The sequence below is a fragment of the Leucobacter sp. M11 genome, assembly GCF_035726885.1.
Classification (GTDB): Bacteria; Actinomycetota; Actinomycetes; order Actinomycetales; family Microbacteriaceae; genus JAPFRB01.
In genome coordinates this window covers 4,715-7,539 of record NZ_JAPFRB010000003.1, presented here as the reverse complement: position 1 = coordinate 7,539, position 2,825 = coordinate 4,715, and the positions used below count along the sequence as shown (strand labels likewise).

Genomic DNA, 2,825 nt, shown 5'->3' with positions numbered 1-2,825 from the left:
CTGCTCCGCGAGCCCGGCCAGGGAGTGCGGGGCGCGGGCGAGGAAGGCGGGCACCGCCTCGGCGTCCGGTCGGGGGAGCGCGCCGAGCGTGATCATCGCCGGGTCGAGGGCCGCCCCGGGGGTGCCGAGGCCGGGTGGATCGCTGGGCTGCGCGGGGTGGCTCATTTGACGAGCGTAGCGCTCACCGCCCCGGCGCGGGGGCCCGTAGCGTCGCCCCCGACGGAACCGGACAACGTTGGACGGGGCAGCGCCCGGGACGCTTCGGGGCGCTCGTCGGCGTCGCCCGGGCGGTCCCAGCCGAAGACGACCGCGGGGTGCAGCATCCGCCAGAGCAGGTCCGGGGCGACGATTTCGTGATCGGTGACGAGCGGGATCTGTTCCTCGCCGCTCGGCGCGGTCACCGTCAGCATCCCGGCGACCTGCCCGCGGGCCCCCGCGCGAACCGGACCCGCGATCGGGGAGAGCTCGACGCGCTCCCCGGCGCGCAGGGAGATCGAGGCGCCGCGGTCCGCCACGAGCGAGACCCGCTCGCCCTGCCAGGTGGTGAGGCTCCCGAAGGGAGCGCCGGGCTCGGGGACGGTTTGCGTGCCGACGAGCGCGTCGAGGGCGTGCAGCTCCTCCCGGGTGTCCCCGGCGCGCGCCTCCTCGCTGGTCCGGGCCATCGTCACCACGATGCCCGTCAGCTCGCGGCCCCCGATCGTCACGGTGCGCGCGCCGATGAGGTTCCGCCCCGCGGTGACGGTGGTCCCGGTTTTCACGCCGATCACGCCGGGCTCGGTGATGAGCGGGTTGCTGTTCTGCACGGGTCCGATCCCGGGGATCGTGGCCCAGGGCTCGGCGATGACGGAGGCGAGCGCCGGGTGTTCCAGCGCGATGCGGGCGATGCGCACGAGGTCGGTGGGCGAGGCGACGTTCTTCCGGGACAGCCCCGACGGCTCGACCACGGAGACGCTGTCGAAGCCGTGCTTCTCGGCCCAGGCCGCCACGGCCTTCCGGAACCCGGCGTCGGAGCCGAACACCCAGTGCGCGTAGCTGATCGCGTAGTTGTTTGCGGAGGGCAGCATGATCAGTTCGAGCAGCTGCCGGGTGCTCAGCTGCAGGCCCTCCGGGGCCTCGAAAGCGACGCCGTCGTCGTCGGCGACGCGCTGCCGGATCTGCTCGTCCTCGGCGGTCACCGTGTACCTCGGGCCCTCGGCGTTCGCCTCGAGGGGGCGCGCGTCCAGCGCGACGAGCACCGTAATCAGCTTCGTCAGGCTCGCGAGCTCCCGCGGCTGATCCTCGTTTGACCAGACGCGCTCCTCGTCGAGCCAGCCCACCGCGGTGGGCAGCTCCGGGAGCTCCGGCTCGCTCTCGCCGCCCGAGGGGGCGAGCACCTCGGAGTCCGCGTCGACCGTGACCGCGAGATCGGGCAGCGGCGTGCGGTGCACGAGCACCGCGTACCCGCCGCCCGCTCCGAGCAGGGTCACGAGGGTCAGTGCCAGCACCCAGGGCAACGCACGACGCCGCTTCCGGGGTGGGGCGGCGGATTCAGCGCGGGGGGAGTCGTCGGGCACAAAACGATGCTACCGAGCGGCGGCCCCGCGTTCGTGCCCGGGGTTAGGCGCGGCGCGGGTCCGGGATCCGGGAGCCGTCCCCGATCGTGTGCCAGGTGCGGTCGTGGTAGACCAGGGGCTGGCCCGTGCGCTCGGGGTTCGGCATCGCCTCCAGCGCGTGCACCACAATCAGGGTGGACGTGCCCGCCTCGAAGTGGTTCACCACCTCACCGCGGATCCAGGTGTCGACGCCCTTGAAGCGGGGCTCGCCCGTGGGCATCCGCTCCCAGGCGTCCGTGTCCGCGAAGCGGTCGATGCCGCTGGTCGCGCCGAGCTTCGCGAGCTCCGCGTTCTCGTCGGTCAGGATGTGCACCACCACGGTCTTCGAGCCGAGGAGCACCGGGGTGCTTGAGGACAGCGCCGAGGCCGAGAATACGAGCAGCGGCGGCTCCGCGCTCACCGAGATCACGGAGGTGACGGTGATCGCGATGGCCCGCGTCCCATCGTCCGCCGTGACGAGTGCCACCCCACTCGGATAGTTTCGGAACACGTCCTTGAGCTCCTGCGGGGAAATCCCGCCGGCGAGGGGTGCCTCGCCGGTGAGCGGCTCTTCGTGACCGGAATCGTGTAGGGGGGCGGAACTCATGCCGGATCATCCTCTCGACGGTGGGGCGCCCAGAAAACTCCGGGGGCCACCAACAAGGATGCACCCGATTCCGCGGAAACGCACGTGTGTGACCGCGGATTGCGCTCCGGGCGGAACGGGTAGAATTACCCGGTGCAGAATGATGACCCCGCCCTGACCGCAGACGATTTCCGGATCACGGAGATCCCCTTCGACGACGCGCGGGCCGAGGGCATCCGCGCGGCCATGAACCGGGAGATGAGCCTCCGCTACGCGGGCAGCTTCGACGACTTCACGCCCGAGCAGGTCGCCCGCGCCAATGCCTCGATGGTGCTCCGTGCCGAGGAGGCCATTGTCAGCGTCCTCGCCCTCGCCCCTGACGGCTCCGCCGCCGCGCACGCGATGCTGCGCGAGCACCGCGGCGACTGGGAGGTCAAGCGCGTCGTCACGGCCCCCGAGTACCGCGGCTTCGGCCTGGCCGCGCGCGTCATGACCGCCCTGCACGAGTACGCCCGGGAGCGCGGAGTGCCCCGGCTCGTCCTGCAGTGCGGCAACCGACAGCCCGAGGCCGTCGCGCTCTACACGAAGCTCGGCTACACCCCGATCGACACCTATGAGCCGTACCGGAGCGACATGCCGAACTCGCTCTGCTTCGAGATCATTCTCTG

The 2,825-nt window shown here is 71.9% G+C and carries 3 protein-coding genes; 1 reads left to right on the top strand and 2 read right to left on the bottom strand.

From position 1 onward, the window contains the following. Positions 1-161: 161 nt before the first annotated feature. Positions 162-1,553 (bottom strand): D-alanyl-D-alanine carboxypeptidase family protein, encoded by a 1,392-nt coding sequence (locus OOT08_RS08185; protein ID WP_325092142.1) that lies wholly within the window; start codon positions 1,551-1,553, stop codon positions 162-164. 43 nt (positions 1,554-1,596) lie between these two features. Next, positions 1,597-2,178 (bottom strand): flavin reductase family protein, encoded by a 582-nt coding sequence (locus tag OOT08_RS08180; RefSeq protein ID WP_325092141.1) that lies wholly within the window; start codon positions 2,176-2,178, stop codon positions 1,597-1,599. Between the two features lie 132 nt (positions 2,179-2,310). Here OOT08_RS08180 and OOT08_RS08175 point away from each other — a divergent pair. Beyond that, positions 2,311-2,825: GNAT family N-acetyltransferase (locus OOT08_RS08175; protein WP_325092140.1), on the top strand; the 515-nt coding region annotated here is incomplete at its 3' end.

What these genes read in the sequence shown, in the direction of transcription:
- OOT08_RS08180 (WP_325092141.1), bottom strand. Translation starts at nt 2,178, where the DNA reads ATGAGTTCCGCCCCCCTACACGATTCCGGTCACGAAGAGCCGCTCACC.